The sequence below is a fragment of the Amycolatopsis sp. VS8301801F10 genome, assembly GCF_046195355.1.
Lineage (GTDB): Bacteria > Actinomycetota > Actinomycetes > Mycobacteriales > Pseudonocardiaceae > Amycolatopsis.
The window spans coordinates 2486866-2504204 of record NZ_CP176065.1; the positions used below are offsets into that span (position 1 = coordinate 2486866).

15 protein-coding genes and 1 riboswitch are annotated in these 17339 nt (G+C 69.7%); of the genes, 8 read left to right on the top strand and 7 right to left on the bottom strand.

Features of this window, described 5'->3' with window-relative positions; translation table 11 throughout:
• Nucleotides 1–2: 2 nt before the first annotated feature.
• Entirely contained in the window at nt 3–479 is a 477-nt protein-coding gene (locus F9C11_RS12120) for a QsdR family transcriptional regulator (RefSeq protein WP_409184955.1), read from the bottom strand.
• Nucleotides 480–651: 172 nt separating this feature from the next.
• Here F9C11_RS12120 and F9C11_RS12125 point away from each other — a divergent pair, with 172 nt between their 5' ends.
• Nucleotides 652–1611, top strand: a complete 960-nt coding sequence (locus F9C11_RS12125) for a zinc-binding alcohol dehydrogenase family protein (RefSeq protein WP_409184956.1) — start codon at nt 652–654, stop codon at nt 1609–1611.
• A gap of 34 nt (nt 1612–1645) precedes the next feature.
• Here F9C11_RS12125 and F9C11_RS12130 read toward each other — a convergent pair whose 3' ends face one another.
• The 5 genes from F9C11_RS12130 to F9C11_RS12150 all read right to left on the bottom strand — a co-directional run bounded on the left by F9C11_RS12130 (nt 1646) and on the right by F9C11_RS12150 (nt 6071).
• Nucleotides 1646–2884: an aminodeoxychorismate synthase component I gene (locus tag F9C11_RS12130; protein WP_409184957.1), complete on the bottom strand. Its 1239-nt coding sequence runs from the start codon at nt 2882–2884 to the stop codon at nt 1646–1648.
• Between the two features lie 45 nt (nt 2885–2929).
• Nucleotides 2930–3544 carry a glycoside hydrolase family 25 protein gene (locus F9C11_RS12135; protein WP_409184958.1) on the bottom strand — a complete coding sequence of 205 codons (615 nt, stop codon included), beginning with the start codon at nt 3542–3544 and terminating at the stop codon, nt 2930–2932.
• Nucleotides 3545–3641: 97 nt separating this feature from the next.
• Nucleotides 3642–4406 (bottom strand): ABC transporter permease, encoded by a 765-nt coding sequence (locus F9C11_RS12140; protein WP_409184959.1) that lies wholly within the window; start codon nt 4404–4406, stop codon nt 3642–3644.
• Nucleotides 4396–5394, bottom strand: a complete 999-nt coding sequence (locus tag F9C11_RS12145) for an ATP-binding cassette domain-containing protein (RefSeq protein ID WP_409184960.1) — start codon at nt 5392–5394, stop codon at nt 4396–4398. Before F9C11_RS12145 ends, F9C11_RS12140 begins: the two co-directional genes overlap by 11 nt.
• A 92-nt stretch (nt 5395–5486) precedes the next feature.
• Nucleotides 5487–6071, bottom strand: coding sequence for a PadR family transcriptional regulator (locus tag F9C11_RS12150; RefSeq protein ID WP_409184961.1), 585 nt, complete (start codon nt 6069–6071; stop codon nt 5487–5489).
• A gap of 62 nt (nt 6072–6133) precedes the next feature.
• Between F9C11_RS12150 and metG the strand changes: the two genes are divergently transcribed.
• The 5 genes from metG to F9C11_RS12175 all read left to right on the top strand — a co-directional run bounded on the left by metG (nt 6134) and on the right by F9C11_RS12175 (nt 13802).
• On the top strand, nt 6134–7930 hold the full coding sequence (gene metG / locus F9C11_RS12155) for a methionine--tRNA ligase (protein WP_409184962.1): 1797 nt from the start codon (nt 6134–6136) through the stop codon (nt 7928–7930).
• A 233-nt stretch (nt 7931–8163) separates the two neighbouring features.
• On the top strand, nt 8164–8988 hold the full coding sequence (locus F9C11_RS12160) for a TatD family hydrolase (RefSeq protein ID WP_409184963.1): 825 nt from the start codon (nt 8164–8166) through the stop codon (nt 8986–8988).
• A gap of 349 nt (nt 8989–9337) precedes the next feature.
• Nucleotides 9338–10798, top strand: coding sequence for a transglycosylase family protein (locus F9C11_RS12165; protein ID WP_409184964.1), 1461 nt, complete (start codon nt 9338–9340; stop codon nt 10796–10798).
• Between the two features lie 92 nt (nt 10799–10890).
• A complete protein-coding gene (rsmA, locus tag F9C11_RS12170) occupies nt 10891–11733 on the top strand; it encodes a 16S rRNA (adenine(1518)-N(6)/adenine(1519)-N(6))-dimethyltransferase RsmA (protein WP_409184965.1) in 843 nt (280 codons plus the stop codon).
• A 748-nt stretch (nt 11734–12481) separates the two neighbouring features.
• Nucleotides 12482–12572, top strand: a riboswitch (SAM riboswitch).
• 216 nt (nt 12573–12788) lie between these two features.
• Nucleotides 12789–13802 (top strand): methionine ABC transporter ATP-binding protein, encoded by a 1014-nt coding sequence (locus F9C11_RS12175; RefSeq protein WP_409184966.1) that lies wholly within the window; start codon nt 12789–12791, stop codon nt 13800–13802.
• Between the two features lie 109 nt (nt 13803–13911).
• Here F9C11_RS12175 and F9C11_RS12180 read toward each other — a convergent pair whose 3' ends face one another.
• Entirely contained in the window at nt 13912–14385 is a 474-nt protein-coding gene (locus F9C11_RS12180) for a hypothetical protein (RefSeq protein ID WP_409184967.1), read from the bottom strand.
• A 121-nt stretch (nt 14386–14506) separates the two neighbouring features.
• Here F9C11_RS12180 and F9C11_RS12185 point away from each other — a divergent pair, with 121 nt between their 5' ends.
• Both F9C11_RS12185 and F9C11_RS12190 read left to right on the top strand, forming a co-directional pair.
• Nucleotides 14507–15475 carry a 4-(cytidine 5'-diphospho)-2-C-methyl-D-erythritol kinase gene (locus F9C11_RS12185; protein ID WP_409184968.1) on the top strand — a complete coding sequence of 323 codons (969 nt, stop codon included), beginning with the start codon at nt 14507–14509 and terminating at the stop codon, nt 15473–15475.
• A 29-nt stretch (nt 15476–15504) separates the two neighbouring features.
• A complete protein-coding gene (locus F9C11_RS12190; RefSeq protein ID WP_409184969.1) occupies nt 15505–17274 on the top strand; it encodes an ABC-F family ATP-binding cassette domain-containing protein in 1770 nt (589 codons plus the stop codon).
• Nucleotides 17275–17339 lie beyond the last annotated feature (65 nt).

Sequence of the window (17339 nt, forward strand, 5' to 3'; positions counted from 1 at the left end):
CCTTACCGGCCGCGCAACAACATTTTCGCCGCCACCAAAGCCTTTTCCGCGTCCGGCTCGTCCCCGGTGATCGCGTCGGTATAGATGAACGACTCGCCGACCCGCACCAGCAGATACGCCAGATCCGCCACCGGCAGCGGAGACTCCAGCCGCCCCGCCGCCACCTCGTCCGACAGCAACGCGCACACCTTCTCGATGGTGCGCGACTGCACCAGGCTCGCCTTAGTCGTCAACAACCGCAGCGCGCGCTCCGGTTCCCGGCGCAAGAACGCGCGGAACGGTGCGGACGCGTTGACCGTCCGCACGAACGCCCCGATCGCCTCCGCGATGCCGTCCCCGCCGCGGCCCGCATAACTGACGTTATCCAGCACCGCCGACGTTTCCGCCCACAGGATTTCGCTCAGCAGGTGGTCGCGGCTGCCGACCCAGCGGTGCAGGGTCGCGCGGCTGACGCCGAGGTCGCTGGCCAACTCCCGCATGTCGACGCGGTCTCCGGCGAGGAACCGGGCGCGGGCGTGGCGGAACGCCGCGACGGCGTCGGGTCGCGAGGTGCGGGTGGACAGTGGCGTGTCGATGGGTGAGACGTTAGCAGAGAGTGTCCCATGGATGAGACATATGCCAGAATGTCTCACGACGAGAGGAGCCGCGAAGATGCGTGCTGTGCAGGTGACCGAGTTCGGCGGTCCCGAGGTGCTGAAGCCGGTCGAGCTGCCCGATCCGGTGGCCGGGCCGGGGCAGGTGCTGATCGAGGTCGACCGCGTCGGGCTGAATTACGCGGACACGCATCAGGCGGAAGACTCGTATCTCGCCCCGAGCAAGCTGCCGCTCGTGCCGGGCGGCGAGGTCGTCGGGCGCACCGCGGACGGCAAGCGCGTGGTCGCGCTGCTCAACGACGGCGGCGGTTACGCCGAGCGCGTCGCGGCCGACGAGGCCATGACGTTCCCGGTGCCCGACGGCGTGGACGACCTGCACGCGCTCTCGATGCTGGTCCAAGGCGCGACCGCGTGGATCATGCTGCGCAAGAACGCGCATCTCGAACCCGGCGAGTCCGTGGTCGTGCACGCCGCGGCGGGCGGGGTCGGGTCGATCGCGGTGCAGCTGGCGAACGCGTGGGGCGCGGGCCGCGTCATCGCGACCGCGAGCAGCGAGGAAAAGCGCGCGCTGGCGATCGAACTCGGCGCGGACGTCGCGGTCGATTCCCGGGCGGAGAACATGACCGAGGTCCTCCGGGAAGCCAATGGCGGCAAGCGGGTCGACGTCGTCCTCGACATGGTCGGCGGCCCGACGACCGACCAGAGCATCGCCGCGCTCGCCCCGTTCGGCCGCCTGGTGTTCTACGGGATGGCCGGCCGCCGTTCGCCGAAGCCGATCGAGCTGCGCAACCTGCTCGGCCACAGCACGACCGTGGCCGGGATGTGGCTGCCGCACGTGTTCCGCTTGCCGGGCAACGTGTTCGGCACCGCGCTCAGCGAGCTGTTCTCGATGGTGCGGGACGGGAAGCTCCGCGCGATCGCGGGCGGCGAGTACGCGCTGGAAGACGCGAGGAAGGCACACGAGGCGCTGCGATCGCGGGGCACGACCGGGAAGCTGCTGCTCGACCCGCGCAAGTAGGTCTCGTGAGTGGTAATCCCGGTTCTAACCGGGATTAACGCTCACGAGGGCTGGCCAGCAGGTCTTCCAGCGGCGCGGCTTTGTGCAGGCACTCCTGCCATTCCGCGGCGCTGTCCGAATCCGCGGTGATCCCGCCGCCGACCCCGAGCGCGATCCGGTCCCCGGCGATCTCGAACGTCCGGATCGCCACGTTCATCTCCAGCCCGGCCAGCGGCGACACCAGCCCGACCGCGCCGGTGTACACCCCGCGCGCGGCCGGTTCCAGCTCGGCGATCAGGTCCAGCGCCCGGATCTTCGGCGCGCCGGTGACCGAACCCGGCGGGAACGTCGCCGCCAGCAGCCCGGCGTCGGGCACGCCGTCCGCCAGCTCACCCTCCACAGTGGACGCGAGATGCCACACCCCGGGAGCCGGATGCACCGCGAGCAGCTCCGGCACCACGACACTGCCGACCTCGCACACCCGGCCGAGGTCGTTGCGCACGAGGTCGGTGATCATCACGTTCTCCGCGACGTCCTTCGCCGACCGCCGCAACCGGGCCGCGTTGCCGTCGTCCGCCGGACCGCGACGCGGCAGCGTGCCTTTGATCGGCGACGACCGCACCCGGCGGCCGTGGCGGGCCAAGAACAGCTCCGGCGACAGCGAAACCACCGAACCCCAGTCACCGGTGACGTAAGCCGCCCGGCGCGGAGCCAGCCGCCGCACCCCCTCGGCGAACAGCGCGGCGGGCGATCCCTCGAAGGTCCCGGTGAACCGCGAGCAGATGTTCGCCTGGAACAACTCGCCCGCTTCGATCGCGTGCACGCATGCCTTCACCGCCTGTTCGTGCCCGGACGGCCGGTCCAGCTCGCTAGCGGACCACGACAACCCGGCAGACCCAGCCAGGGCCCGCTCCACCACGGCGAGCTGCGCGTCGGCGTCCCCTTCGAGCGACTCGAACCAGCACACTCCCGCCGCGTCCCAGCGCAGCACGTGGTCCGCCCAGCCCCAGGCCGACGCCGGAACCCCGGTCGAGCGGCCGGACGGATCCGCCTGGTCGTAAGCCAGGAATCCGAACCACCCGCCGCCGACCCGGCCGGGCGGACCCGAAGCCGGAAGAACGGACGGGAACGGCTGCGGGGCCACCGCCACGAACGGGGCGATCACTGCCCGCGAACCGAACCAGTCCCCGCAGACCGCGGCCGGTTCCGGCAGGCCGTGCGCGCGGGCGTAGGCGGACAGCAGAACGAGCACCCGCGAAGGTGACAGGTTGGTCCGCAGCCGCTGGAAACGCATCGCGCCATTGTGCCGGAATCCGGCGGTGACCAGCGGAAAAGGTGATCAGAGCAGCACATCGGACAGCGCGAACGGATACACCACCGCGTCCTGCGCCACCGGCCCGTCGACGCCCGGCACGTCCGGTGCGAAGGCGTGCTGGTGCAGCCCGAGCCGCGCATGGAACCAGCCGGGCCTGCCGGGAATGCCGTTGTGCCGCACGAGCCACAGCACCACGTCGGAATCGGCCCAGCGGTCCGGGTGCAGCCGGTGCGCCCAGCAGTCGTGCCCGGCGTACACGAGCACCCGGCGGATCTTCGCGGCGTGCCGCACGTGCTTGATCCACGCCTTCACGAACCGGTCGTCGACGCTCTGCGCGTCCACCTCCAGCGCCGGGGCGAGCGATCCGGGCGCGAACGCCCCGAGCCTGCTCGCCGTCCGGACGAAATGCTCGGCCTGGTCGTGCACCGCGCCCGGGCGGGCGTAGTGCCGGGCCCCGGTGTGGATGCCCGCGTGCTGGGCCGCGGCCAGCATCCGTTCCGCGCCGGGGTCGCTCCAGTTGACGTTCTCACTGATCGTGACCGAGGCGAACCGCACGTCGGCGCCGCGCACCGCCGTCCAGTCGAGCACTTGCTCGCGATGAGTGAGCGTGAGCCCTCGCCCACTCTCCGGTTCCGCCACCTCGCACCCCTGACAAGCCCCACGACGGGTGAAAGGCCACCCTACGTCCGGAATTCCGGAGCGGGGTGACCTTTCCCGGCGTGTCGATAGGGTTTGATCAGGCGTTTTCCCGTTGGAAGGTGCGGGTTCCCCACCAGACCGCCAGTACGGCCATGACCAGCACGACCACGCCGCCGGTGAACAACGCGTCCATCGAGAAGTCGCCGCGGAAGCTGTTGCGCTCCACGTCGACCACGTGCCGGAACGGGTTGATCTGCGAGATCGTGTACAGCCACTTCGGGGCCAGCCCGGACGTGATCGGGATGAGGATCCCGGACAGCAGCAGCAACGGCATGAGCACCGCGTTGAGCAGCGCCGGGAACGCTTCCTCGCTCTTGAGCGTGAGCGCCAGCGCGTAGGAGCACGACGCCAGCGTGAGCGAGAGCAGGAAGACGATCGCCAGGCTCAGCAGCACGCCGCCGATCGGCGCGTTGAGGTCGAACACCAGGTAGGCGAGCAGGATGATCAGAACCGCCTGCACGACCGCCTGCAACGCGTTCGCCAGCACCTTCCCGAGCAGCAGCGCGGACCGGTGCACCGGGGTGACGCGCAGCCTCTCGACCACGCCGGACCGGAATTCGGCCAGCAGCCCGAAGCCCACGAACGAACTGCCGAACAGCGCCAGCTGCGCGATCAGCGCGGGGGTCAGCACCATCCAGCCGTCGACCTCGGACATCCCCTGCGCACCCAGCGACTTGACCAGCAGCGGGCCGAAGAAGAACAGGTACAGCAGGGGCTGGGCGAGGCCGATCAGCAGCCACGCCGGATTCCGCAGCGCTCCCGCCATGTCGCGGCGGAAGATCAGCCAGGTGTCACGCAGCATCGGACACCTCCGGTCCGGCCGGCGCGGGCTGCTCGGCTTCGCGCAGCGACCGGCCGGTGAGGGTAAGGAATACGTCGTCCAAGGTCGGTCGCGTGACCTGCATCGAGCGGGCCGGGATGTCCTTGGCGTCGAGCGCGCGCAGCAGCTCCGGCATCGCGGTGTCGCCGCGCGGCACCCGGAACCGGATCGACCCCTCGGACACCGCGAGCTCCTGCGCGCCGGGCAGCTGCCGGGCCAGGTCCGCGGCCTCCGCGGCGAATTCGGGATCCACCTCGATCGCCACGCCGTCGCCGGACACCTGTGCTTTCAGCGCGTCCGGATGGCCCTCGGCGACGATCCGGCCATCGTCGATCACGATCAGCCGGTCGGCCAGCGCGTCCGCCTCGTCGAGGTAGTGCGTGGTCAGGAAGATCGTGACGCCCTGCTCCGCGCGCAGCCGCCGGATGTGCTCCCACAGATTCGCCCGGCTCTGCGGGTCGAGCCCGGTGGACGGCTCGTCCAGGAAGACGAGTCCCGGCGAATGGATCAACCCCAGTGCGATGTCGAGCCTGCGCCGCTGGCCCCCGGACAGCGTCTTGGTGGTCCGCTGGCCGAGTCCGGTCAGGTCGAGCTGCTCGGTGAGCACCTTGCCGCGCGCGATCGCGTCGGCCTTGCTCATCCGGTACAGCCTGCCCTGCAGCTCCAGCTCCTCGTCCACGCGCGCCTCGGGGGCGGTGCCGCCGCCCTGGGCGACGTACCCGATGTTGCGGCGCACCCCGGCCGCGTCGGTGAGCAGGTCGTGCCCGCCGACGGTCGCCGTGCCCGCGGTCGGTTTCAGCAGGGTGGTGAGCATGCGCAGCGTGGTGGTCTTGCCCGCGCCGTTCGGGCCGAGGAACCCGACCAGCTCGCCCGCCTCGACGTCGAGGTCGACCCCCTTCACCGCGTGCACCTCGCCGCCGGCTCGGCCCTTGCGGCGGAACCGCCGCTCGAGTCCGCGTGCCGTGATCATGAAATCCCCTCTCCTCCCAGAAGATCAGCTAGTCAATCTTGACTAGTTGACGCGCACACTGTGCCCGAGGACGCCGGGTTAGTCAAATTTGATTACTCGGCTGACGGGCCGAACGCCGAGTCCGGATCGTCGGCCATGACGTACTCGCCCGCTTCGAGCCTGCCGATCAACCCGTTGAGCCATTCCCGGCTGGCGCTGGCGATCCCGCCCCACAGCCGGAACAGTTCGGACACGTGCGGCGGCTTGTTCCAGGTGTCGTCCTCGAGGCCCAGCCGGGACCGGCGCTCTTCCGCCTCGAAGTGGATGAGGTTCTGCCGGAGCAGGCTGATCACGTGCCTGCGGGGCAGCGCGGGCATCAGGCTGATCGCCGCGCACAGCTCCGCGTTGCTCGCGCCCGGGTCGGACAGCCCCTTCGAGAGCAGGACCTGGAACTCCTGCTCGCCCGCGGGCGAAAGCCGGTAGGCGATCCGGTCCGGACCCCCGTCGCCCGGTTCGACGTCGACCTTCTCCAGCAGGTCCTCGGCGGCCATTTTCTTGAGCGCGTGGTAGATCGAACCGGGCTGGACGTTCGCCCACTTGTCCGCCGACCACGACAGCAGCTCGCGGCGCACCTGGTAGCCGTGCGCGCGGCCGAACATCCGCACGACCCCGAGCACCAGCAGACGCGTCGCCGACACCGGCTCTCCCTTCCCCGACCGTCCGGAAAACGCCCTGGAGCGCATCCGTAGGCTAAACAGGTATGAGCACCCCTGTGTTGACTGCGGTGGCCTGGCCCTACGCCAACGGCCCCCGCCACATCGGCCACGTGTCCGGATTCGGCGTCCCGTCCGACGTCTTCTCCCGCTACCAGCGAATGGCCGGCAACCGGGTGCTCATGGTGTCCGGGACCGACGAGCACGGCACGCCGATCACCGTCCAGGCGGACAAAGAGGGGATGACCCCGCAGCAGACCGCGGACAAGTACACCCGCCAGATCGACGAGGACCTGCGCGGCCTCGGCCTTTCCTACGACCTGTTCACCCGCACCACCACCGGCAACCACGCCGCGGTGACGCAGGAGATCTTCCTCGCGCTCAACCGCAACGGCTACGTGGTCCCGAAGACCACCCGCGGCGCGATCAGCCCGTCCACCGGCCGCACGCTTCCCGACCGCTACATCGAGGGCACCTGCCCGATCTGCGGCTACGACGGCGCGCGCGGCGACCAGTGCGACAACTGCGGCAACCAGCTCGACGCGGCCGAGCTGATCAACCCGAAGTCGCGGATCAACGGCGAGACGCCGAAGTTCGTCGAGACCGAGCACTACTTCCTCGACCTGCCCGCGTTCACCCAGACCCTCGGCGACTGGCTGGGCACCAAGACCGACTGGCGCCCGAACGTCCTCAACTTCACCAAGAACCTGATCGACGACATGCGGCCGCGGCCGATCACCCGCGACCTGGACTGGGGCGTCAAGATCCCCCTGGACGGCTGGCGCGACCAGCCGCTCAAGCGGTTCTACGTCTGGTTCGACGCGGTCATCGGCTACTTCTCGGCGAGCGTCGAGTGGGCCCGGCGCAACGGGACCCCGGACGCCTGGCAGGAGTGGTGGACCAACCCGGACGCACGCGCCTACTACTTCATGGGCAAGGACAACATCACCTTCCACGCCCAGATCTGGCCCGCGCTGCTGCTCGGCCAGAACGGGGCGGGAGACCGCGGCGGCGAGCCGGGCAAGTACGGCAAGCTGCACCTGCCGGACGAGATCGTGTCCAGCGAGTTCCTCACCATGAGCGGGTCGAAGTTCTCCACGTCCCGGGGGACCGTCATTTACGTGCACGACTTCCTGCGGGAGTTCGGGCCGGACGCGTTGCGGTACTTCATCTCGGTGGCCGGGCCGGAAACGCAGGACACGGACTTCACGTGGGACGAGTTCGTGCGGCGGACCAACTTCGAGCTGGCCAACGAGTGGGGGAACCTCGTCAACCGGTCGATTTCCATGGCGCACAAGAACAATGGGGCGATTCCGGCTCCTACCGCGCCTGCGCCCGCGGATGAGGAGTTGAAGGCGTTGTCCCGGCAGGCGTTCGAGACTGCCGGGGGGCATCTGGCTCGGTCGCGGTTCAAGCTGGCGGCGGCTGAGGCGATGCGGGTGGTTACCGCGGCCAACCGGTATCTGTCGGATCAGGAGCCGTGGAAGCTCAAGGACGATCCGGATCGGCGGGATGCGGTGTTGCACACGGCGTTGCAGGTGGTCAGTGACGCCAATACGTTGCTGACGCCGTTCCTGCCGCATTCGGCGCAGAAGGTGCACGAGGCGCTTGGCGGGACCGGGGTTTGGGCTGCGCAGCCTGAGCTTCGGGAGGTTGAGGATCTTGACCTGCCGGATCGGATCAACCCCATCCTCACCGGGGACTATGCCAGTGAGCAGGCCAAGTGGGAGTCGAAGCCGGTTGAGGTTGGGCGGCCGTTGGAGAAGCCGACTCCGTTGTTCGCGAAGCTGGATCCGAAGTTGGGGGAGACTGGGCCGGAGTGGGCTCCTATCGTTACTGATTGAGGTCTCGGGGGCGGCTCGTCGCCTGGCGGCGACATTGCGCCTCGGTGTGGAGGCGGGGACCCCGATTTTTTAGTGTGACTACGGCGCGGGGGTGCTTGTCAAGGCGGGAAAGATGCCTTGACAAGCACCCCCGCGCCGTGTTTTTGGCTTTGTATCGGGGGCGGGGGAGGTGTGGGTGCCTCGCTGGTTGGGTGCGTCGGCTGCGGTTCTGGGGGCGCAGTAGCTTTGGGGTTATGGGTGACGAGAAGCGCGAACTTCCCCCGATTCCTGATCGGCTGCCGGTGACGGTGGTTGACGCGCACACTCATCTCGACGCGTGTGGTGCGGAGACTGCCGCCGACGTTGCCGAGATGGTTGATCGTGCCGAGCGGGCTGGGGTTGCTCGGGTGGTCACTGTCGCGGATGATCTCGCTGCTGCTCGGTGGGCTGCGGAGGCGTCCACTTGGGACTCGCGGGTGTTCGCCGCGGTGGCGATTCATCCTACTCGTACCAAGGAATTCGGGGTTGCCGAACAGTCCGAAGTGGAGCGTCTGGCGCGGGGGGAGCGGGTCGTCGCGGTGGGCGAGACCGGGCTCGATTACTACTGGGACTACTCGCCGCACGATGCGCAGCAAGCCGCGTTTCGCTGGCACATCGATCTTGCGAAGCGGCTGGGCAAGGCGCTGATGATTCACGATCGCGACGCGCACGAGGACGTGCTTCGCATCCTCGACGAGGAAGGTGCGCCCGAGACGGTCGTCTTCCACTGCTTCTCCGGCGACGAGCACATCGCGCGCCGCTGTATCGACAAGGGCTACATCCTGTCCTTCGCGGGCACTGTCACCTTTAAGAACGCGCGCGGGCTGCACGAGGCCGCGCGGATCGTGCCGCGCGGGCAGTTTCTCGCGGAGACTGACGCACCGTTTCTGACGCCTCATCCCTACCGGGGGCGGCCGAACGAGCCGTTTTGCACTGCTTATACCGTTCGGTTCCTCGCTCAGCTTCGCGGCGAAGCCGTCCACGAGGTGGCCGAAGCGGTCCGGACCACTGCCGAACGCGCATATCGGCTGCCTGCGTGATTCCGTAGTGTCACAACGGGTTGCACGGATTGCGACATTCGAGACCCCGCATTCGTCCACCTGATGAGTGACGCAAGTCACGACACTCCGGGGGGTGTTTGCGCAACCTGCCAACACCCGTTACTGTCCCGTGATCGTGCCGGTCGGTATCGCGCAGCGAAGCCGGCTGATACGCCCACCAGTCACGTCAGTGCACGTCGGGGAAGCGGAACCGGGGTTGGTACGACTCGGAACCGTGACGATGGCGCTGGCTGGGGGTGTCGGACTTGAGAGGCGCGCCCGAGGGCGCGTCGCGAACGAAGGACGACGCGCGCACGACGCGCGGTGTCTTGGGAAAGGGAACGACCCGGTGACTGGTAGTCGGCAGGATGACTCGCGTCTTGACGCGGGTACGGCGTACTTCTCCTCCTCCGAATCTTCGGTGGCCGTGCTCGACCGCGAGCTCGAGGACACCGCCTACGGGCAGCTTGACTTCTCCGACGAACTCCGCGTGACCGAGCAGGACGTGCTCGCCGCGCTCGGCCCGGACGCCGACGCGCTGATGTCGGAAATCGACGTTGACGTGGACGAGCTGATCCGGCTCATCAACGCGGAAACCACGATGCTTCCGCCGCTCGTCCTCCCGGACGAGGTCGAGCAGGACCGCACCGCCTCCCCGCAGGCCAAGAAGGCCGCGGTCGAGGAAGGGCTGCGCGAGGCGACCAAGACCTGGAAGCGCCGCTTCCTCAAGGGCGCCGTGCTCTCGCTGCTGGTCACCGTCGGCGGTGGCGGCGCGGCGGCGCTCGCGATGAACAAGAGCATCACCGTCGACGTCGACGGCCACCAGCAGACCGTGCACAGCTTCGGCGGCACCGTCGGCGAGGTGCTCGAGGACGCGGGCCTGTCGGTCGGCGAGCACGACGCGCTTTCGCCCTCGCCGCAGGCGGCGGTCGGCGACGGCGGCGTCATCAAGCTCGAGCGCGGCCGTCAGCTGAACCTCGTCGTGGACGGCGTGTCCCGGCCCTCCTGGGTCCGCGCGACCACGCTCGGCGAGGCCATGAACCAGCTCGGCATGGGCAGCATGCTTTCCCAGGGCGCGTGGACGTCGATGCCGTCGTCCGGCGAACTGCCGCTGGAGGGCTCGACCGTCCAGGTCAAGACCCTGAAGCACATCACGCTTTTCGACGGCACCAACGCGCCCCGCCAGGTGAGCACCAACGCGGTGACCACCAAGGAGCTCGTCTCCGACCTGAAGCTGAACCTGGGCCCGGACGACGCGATCGAGGGCGGCCTCGACGTCAGCCTCAAGAACGGCGCCGAGGTCCACGTCAGCCGCATGGGCGTGTCGATGGTCAACCAGGAAGAGACCATCGACCCCGAGGTGCAGAAGGTCGACGACCCGACGCAGCTGCAGGGCCAGCAGAGCGTCGAGGACCCGGGCACGCCGGGCAAGAAGCTGGTGACCTACAAGGTCACGAAGAAAAACGGCGAGGAGATCGCTCGCGAGCAGGTCTCGGAGAAGGTCCTCGTCGAGGCCAAGGCCAAGATCATCAAGGTCGGCACCAAGAAGCCGCCGACGCCGGCGATCGGCGACACCGGCGTGTGGGACCGCATCGCGCAGTGCGAATCGGGCGGCAACTGGTCCATCAACACCGGCAACGGCTACTACGGCGGCCTCCAGTTCGACCGCCAGACCTGGAACGCCTACGGCGGCGGGCAGTACGCCCCGACCGCGGACAAGGCCACCCGGGAGCAGCAGATCGCGATCGCCGAGCGGGTGCGCGACGCGCGCGGCGGCTACAGCGCCTGGGGCTGCGGCTACAAGGCCTGAGCACGCTCTGATTTTCCGGCAGGCGGCCGGGAGCCTCGCGCTCCCGGCCGCCTGTTTTCGTCCGCCGCGTCGCCGCTGGGTAGGCTCGTCCGGTGGTGGAACTGCTGGGGCCTGCCGAAATCCGCGGGCTGGCCGACGAACTCGATGTGCGGCCCACGAAGAAGCTCGGGCAGAACTTCGTGCACGATCCCAACACGGTCCGCCGCATCGTCGAACTCGGCGGCGTGCGGCCGGGGGACGTCGTGCTGGAAGTCGGACCCGGGCTCGGGTCGCTGACGCTGGGCCTGCTCGCCGCGGGCGCTCAGGTCGTCGCGGTGGAGATCGATCCGGTGCTGGCCGCCCGCCTGCCGCGCACGGTCGCCGAGCGCGCCCCGGAGGCAGCGGACCGGCTGACGGTCGTCGGAGCCGACGCGCTGCGGGTGCGGGCCGCCGACCTCCCGGCTGAGCCGGTGTCGATCGTGGCGAACCTGCCGTACAACGTCGCGGTGCCGGTGGTGCTGCACCTGCTGGCCGAGCTGCCGTCGCTGCGCAGCGGGCTCGTGATGGTCCAGACCGAGGTCGCCGACCGGATGGCCGCGGGGCCGGGCAGCCGCACCTATGGCGTGCCGAGCGTGAAACTCGCTTGGTACGGCCCGGCGCGGAAGGTCGCCGCGGTGCCGCGCGCGGTGTTCTGGCCGGTGCCGAACGTCGATTCCGCATTGGTCTCGTTCACCCGGACCGACCCGGTAGCCGGAGTGGATCGCGCCCGCCTCTTCGCGGTGGTCGACGCCGCGTTCTCGCAGCGGCGCAAGACTTTGCGGGCGGCGCTGGCCGGATGGGCCGGTTCCGCCGAGCGGGCCGGCGAGCTGCTCGCCGAGGCGGGAATCGACCCGAAGACACGCGGGGAACAGCTGGACGTGCACGCGTTCGCGCGGATCGCGGCTGCCGGTCATTGACCGGGACCCCGTCCGCGACGGCGGGCTAGGTTCGGCCGCAAGGCCCAGCTCGTCGGCGGCCCGTACGTCGCGGGGTTCTCCTTCGCCTGAGTCCTGGTCGGGATTCCAGTGGCCTACTTCGCGTCCAAGAAGCGATACCAGTGGCAGCAAGGCAACGCGAGCACCTCCCCAGTCGCGGAACTCCCCGTGCGTTGTGACCTCTAACGGCGGCCTCGCGGCAGGTATTCCGGATGCGAGCCACTGGTTTCACTGTGTTGTCCGATGATCTTGCGTCGTCGCTGAGTGTGGGGCTTTCATGGACAGACAGCTACTCTCGGTGATCGCGCGCGGCCCGCGGAAACCGCCCTCCACCTGTGCCGAGCGCCTCGCCACCCCCTCGGCATTCGGGGGAGCTTGAGTGCTCCGCACCCCGATTGTTCAGCGGTGCCGCCCGAAGGTGCTTCGCTTCCCTGACCTATCTCGACCCCGCTTCGGCCGCGGGCAGCCCTGCCGCGCGCCCCGCGTCAAGCGACCACTTGACAACGAGAAAACTCTTGTTCCACAAAGCTCTCTGATCGTCCACAGTGGAACGAACTAGTTCGCCGCCGTGGCCCGCCGCCCGGGTTTCGCAGGTCGAGGCACTGTTCGGCGACCGAGGTTCCGGGTTTCCGGGTCCTGGACGCCGGGTCCCGGGATGCGGGCACCACCAGACGTGTGATCTGCACCAACGCGCTTGCGTTCAGCCAATGGGATCGGCTTTACTCGAAAGCGTCCATCCCGAGCGACTGAGAGACCTGGCTCGCCGAAGTCGCAGCAACCACCCTCCGCAGGGCAGGTGCTACCGCCAGGACCGATGGAGGCTGTTTTCGATGAAGAGGGTCACCCGCCCGCTCCTGCTGACCCGCCGGCGCGTAGTCGACGAAGGTCGCCGCTCGGTATGTGCGTGTCGACGCTCCATGGTCATCGCCTGATCGTTTTTTCCGCACTTTCTCGCGCCGTCCACTGTGGACGGTAATTCGATGACGCCTGGCGCGCCCGGAAACTCCCGCCGCGCCTCGTTTGCCTGGAGCCCTTTCGTGATCACTGTCGAAAACGTGTCCAAATCCTTTCCCTTCCACGGAAACCGGGTCGCCGCGCTGCGCGACGTGAGCGTCGACGTGCAAGCCGGCTCGCTGTTGGGGGTCGTGGGTCCGTCCGGTTCCGGCAAGTCGACCCTCGCCCGCTGCATCGCGCTGCAGGAGCGTCCCGACCGCGGCGTCGTGCGGCTCGACGGCCTCAACACCGCGACCCTCGACGGCAAGCGGCTGCGGGAGATCCGCCGCCAGCTGGGCGTCGTCGGGACCAAGCCGGAGCTGATCGCCGAGCGCACCATCGCCGGCAACATCGCCAGCCCGCTGGAGCAGCTCGGCGTCGACGGACCGCAGCGGCGCAGCCGGGTCGGCTCGCTGCTCGACCTGGTCGGCCTCACCGCCCGCGCCGCGCAGAAGCCGGAAGAACTCACCGACGGCCAGCTCCGCCGGGTCGCGGTCGCCAAGGCGCTCGCCGCCGGGCCCGCCGTGCTGCTCGCCGACGACCCGACCGCGGGGATCGCGGCCGAGGACGCCGGCGCGGTGCTCGCCGTGCTCGACCGGGCGCGCGCCGAACTGGGCGTGACGGTCGTCGTCACCACCCCGGACGCCGACGTCGTCCGCCGGGTCTGCGACGACGTCGCGGTGCTCGACAACGGCGTGGTCGTCGAGCGCGGCACGGTGCTCGACCTGATTTCGACGCCGGACAGCTGGACGGCGCAGGCGGTGCTGCCGTCGATCGAGACCTCGCGCGCCCAGGCCGCGAAGTACGACCGCGCGGTCGACGTCGTGCTGATCGGGTTCGCGTCGGTGGGCGCGCTGCTGCCCGAGGCGGCCAGCCGCTTCGACGTGGAGCTGGCCACCATCGGCGGCGGCCTCACCCGCGTCGGGGACACCCCGATCGCCCGGTTCCGCCTCGGCGTCCGCGGCGAGCGGGCCGACGCCGCACTGTCCTGGATCTCCGACCGGGGCGCGCACGTGATCCAGCCGGCTCGCGGGCCGCAGAGCGTCGTCGCCGCCTGATTTCCCTTACGCCGAACCGTTTTTCGAGGGCCGCCCCATCCAGATGGGGCGGCCCTCGCCGTCTCCGCGGGACGCGCCGCCCGAGGAATCAGGACACACGGGCAAAGTTTCAGGACAGCTGTCCTGAATACTGTCCACTGTGGTCGTTCCGGCGCAAGATCGCCGCGAGTTCCGGATCCGCGCGTGCCTCGGCGGTCTGCTTCCACTTCGCCACGAGAGTGGCGAACGGCACCGGGCTGCCGAGGGATTCGGCTCGTTCCAAGGTCTCGACCAATTCGCCGGCGAACGCGTGCAGCTCTTCCGTCGACAGGTACCGCGCCCACGGGAACGCGGCGGGCAGCGCCTCGGCGGCGAGCGCGGCCGTCTCGGCGCTGCGCCGCATCAGCTTCACGAGGAGCGTGACGGTCGCCGAAAACCCGGCCACCGCCTGTTCCGCGCGCTCGGCGGTGACGAGCAGCAGATCGGGTTTGTCCTTCTCCCGTCGGCGAATCCGCACCGAACGGCTCGGCGCGGCCTCGAGCCGCTCCACCACCCGGCGCGGGTGCAGGGACAGCTCGGACAGGTTCACCTCGGGCGCGCGCATAGTTACAAAGTAGTTCCAAATTAGCTCGTCCGGCCACTCCGCGGCGACGACCGGGGGAACTTCCGTGCCGACGTTTTCTCCTGGCGGGACCTGGCGCGGGCCAGCCACGTAGGCTGGACGGGTGCTCGCCGTAGTTCCACCACCAGTCACCGTCCGGGTCCCGGCCAAGGTCAACCTGCACCTGGCCGTCGGAGACCTGCGGGCGGACGGATTCCACGAGCTGGTCACCGTCTTCCAGGCGCTTTCGCTCACCGACGAGGTGACCGTCGCGGCCGCCGACGAGCCCGGGCTCGAGGTGTACGGCGAGGGGGAGCGCACGGTGCCCACCGACGGCGCCAACCTCGCCTGGCGCGCGGCCCGGGAGCTGGCCGCCTACGCCGGACGGCCGGACGCGGATGAGCCGAAGGTGCGAATCGTGCTGCGCAAGGGCATTCCGGTCGCCGGCGGCATGGCGGGCGGAAGCGCGGACGCGGCGGCGGCGCTGGTCGGGCTCTCGTCGCTGTGGAAGCTCGACGTCACGCGCGACGAGCTGGCCGCCATCGCCGGCCGCTTGGGCAGCGACGTGCCGTTCGCGCTGTATGGCGGCACCGCACTCGGCACCGGCCGCGGCGAGCAGCTCGTGCCGGTGCTCGCGCGGCACACGTTCCACTGGGTGCTGGCCTTCGACGAGGAAGGCCTGTCCACGCCCAAGGTGTTCGGCGAACTCGACCGGCTGCGCGCCGACGGCAAGCCGCCGCGGATCGGGTCGCACACGCCGGTCGTGGAGGCGCTCGCGTCGGGAGATCCTCGCCAGCTCGCCCTCTTGCTCGGGAATGACTTGCAGGCGGCCGCGGTGTCGCTGCGGCCCGGCCTGCGCCGCACGCTGCGTGCCGGGGTGAACGCGGGCGCGCTGGCCGGATGCGTGTCCGGCTCCGGGCCGACCTGCGCGTTCCTGTGCTCCGACGCGGAAACCGCGGTCGAGGTGGCCGCCGAACTCTCCGGAGCCGGAGTGTGCCGGACGGTGCGGGTCGCGCACGGCCCGGTGCCCGGCGCGCGCGTGGTGGGCGGCGACGACGCCCCGCGCAACGCGCCGCCGCGCGTGCACGCCTGAATCAATAGTCCACAGTGGAAAGGATCCGGATGGCCAACCTGGTCAACCTGGAATCGGTGAGCAAGTCCTACGGCGTGAAGCCGTTGCTGGACAACGTTTCCCTCGGGGTCGCGCAGGGGCAGCGGATCGGCGTCGTCGGGCTCAACGGCGGCGGCAAGACGACGCTGCTCGAAGTCCTTTCCGGACTGAGCGAGCCGGATTCCGGCCGGGTGAGCCAGGTGCGCGGGCTGCGGATGGCCGTCGTCACCCAGCGCACCGAACTGCCGGCCGGAAGCACGGTCGGCGACGTCGTGCTGCAGCGCTATGGAGCCGAGCACGAATGGGCCGCCGACGCACGCGTCCGGTCTATTGTGGACGGTCTGGGCATCACCGCGATCGGCCTCGACACCCCGACCGCGAACCTGTCCGGCGGCGAACGCCGGCGCGTCGCGCTGGCCGCCGCGCTGACCGGCGAACTGGACCTGGTGGTGCTGGACGAGCCCACTAACCACCTTGACGTCGAAGGCGTCCGCTGGCTCGCCGACCACCTGCTGGGCCGCCGGGTCGCGGTCGTGGTCGTGACGCACGACCGGTGGTTCCTCGACACCGTCGCGAGCCTCACCTGGGAGGTCGCGAACGGCCGGGTCGAACAGTACGAAGGCGGTTACGCCGACTGGATTTTCGCGCGTGCCGAACGGGCCCGCCTCGCCGCGACCGCGGAGGAGAAGCGGCAGAACCTGGCGCGCAAGGAATTGGCGTGGCTGCGCCGCGGCCCGCAGGCGCGTTCCTCGAAGCCGCGCTACCGCGTCGAGGCCGCCGAGGCGCTGATCGCGGACGTGCCGCCGCCGCGCGATTCCGTGGAACTGATGGCGTTCGCGAAACGCCGGCTCGGCAAAACGGTGCTGGAGCTGGAAGACGTTTCGCTGTCCGTCGGCGACCGGACGTTGCTCGACCACGTGACGTGGCGGATCGGCCCGGGCGACCGGATCGGTCTGGTCGGCGTGAACGGCTCCGGCAAAACCACGCTGCTGAAGCTGCTGGGCGGCGACGTCGAATCGTCGACCGGGCGGCGCGTGCAGGGCAAGACGGTCGCGCTCGCGCACCTGCGCCAGGAACTCGACGACCTGCCCGCCGATCTTCGCGTGCTGCAAGCGATCGAGCAGGTTTCGGGCCGGGTCGTGTTCGGCAAGCAGGAGATGACCGCGTCGCAGCTCGGCGAGAAGCTCGGCTTCCCCGCCGCCCGCCAGTGGACGCCGGTCGGCGACCTCTCCGGCGGCGAACGCCGCCGGCTGCAGCTGTGCCGGCTGCTGATGGCCGAGCCGAACGTGCTCCTGCTGGACGAGCCGACGAACGACCTGGACATCGACACCCTGCAGCAGCTCGAAGACCTGCTCGACGGCTGGCCGGGCACGATGGTGGTGGTCTCGCACGACCGGTACCTGGTCGAGCGGGTCTGCGACGCGACGTACGCGCTCCTCGGCGACGGCAAGGTCACCCACCTGCCGGGCGGCATCGAGGAGTACCTGCAGCGCCGCGCCCGCGCGAAGGAAGCCGCGCCGCGTCGCGAGGCACCCCCGGCGGAGAAGACCGAGGCCAAGCGCAGCGCGGCGGAAACCCGTGCGGCGCAAAAGGAATTGGGCCGGTTGGAGCGGAAGCTGGACCAGCTCGCGAAGCGCGAGGAGAAGCTGCACGCGGCGCTGGCGGAGGCGGCCACCGACCCGGAGAAGCTGATCGAGCTGAACACCGAACTGAAGGCCGTGCTGGCGGAGAAGGACGACGTCGAGGCGCGGTGGCTGGAGACGTCCGAACTCGCTGAGTGACCCGTCCGCACGCTGTCTGCCGCCGGACATCCGCTGTTCACGCCGCCGCGGGCGGGCCCGGAAAA